Source organism: Methanobacterium sp. (genome assembly GCA_030017655.1).
GTDB lineage: Archaea > Methanobacteriota > Methanobacteria > Methanobacteriales > Methanobacteriaceae > Methanobacterium_D.
This window is the reverse complement of record JASEIM010000072.1, coordinates 1-688: the sequence shown is the minus strand read 5'-3', so window position 1 is coordinate 688 and position 688 is coordinate 1. Positions and strand designations below refer to the sequence as shown.

The window sequence follows — 688 nt, the reverse complement described above, 5'->3', positions numbered from 1 at the left end:
GATTAGTTTTGAGAAGGACAATTAGGTTCATTAAAGATCTTGGGTTAAATGAATCTTTAGCAGATATAATGAAAATACAGCTTGACTTCTTATCAAAGACATATCCTGAAATTAAACAGCATCAGGAACATATACTCAACATTATCAATCTTGAAGATAAAAGATACCTTAAAACCGTTTCAAAAGGCAGAGAACTTGTTAAAAGAAGTGTGAAAAAACTCAAAAAGAAAAATAAGGATGAAATGCCATTCGAAATCCTTAAAGAGCTTTATGAATCTCATGGAATTCCGCCTGAAACAGCGAAGGAAATTGCAGAAAAAATGGGCTTTAAGGTAAATGTCCCTGATAATTTCTATACTTTAGTTGCAAATGAGCATGAATTAGAAGCTCAAGAAGAAAAGACAGAAATAGAGCTTAATTTCCCACCTACAGATTTATTATTCTATGAAAATCCCTATGAAACAGAATTTGAAGCTCATATAATCGGAACATATGAAAATAATGTTATATTAGACCAGACGTTCTTCTATCCGGAAGGCGGCGGTCAACCATCTGATACTGGATATCTGAAAATCAGAGGAGAGAAGATAAAGGTTTATCACGCCGAAAAAATCGATAATATTGTTTTACATAGCGTTAACGAAGAAGATATTGAAAAAGTTCACCCCTACAAAGGCCAGATAATTAA

The 688-nt window shown here is 33.0% G+C and carries 1 protein-coding gene; it reads left to right on the top strand.

Translation table 11 applies throughout. The annotated features are described in order from the left end of the window. Positions 1–8 precede the first annotated feature (8 nt). Positions 9–688, top strand: a 680-nt coding sequence (locus QMD61_11660; GenBank protein MDI6725289.1) for an alanine--tRNA ligase-related protein, incomplete at its 3' end; no start/stop codon positions are given.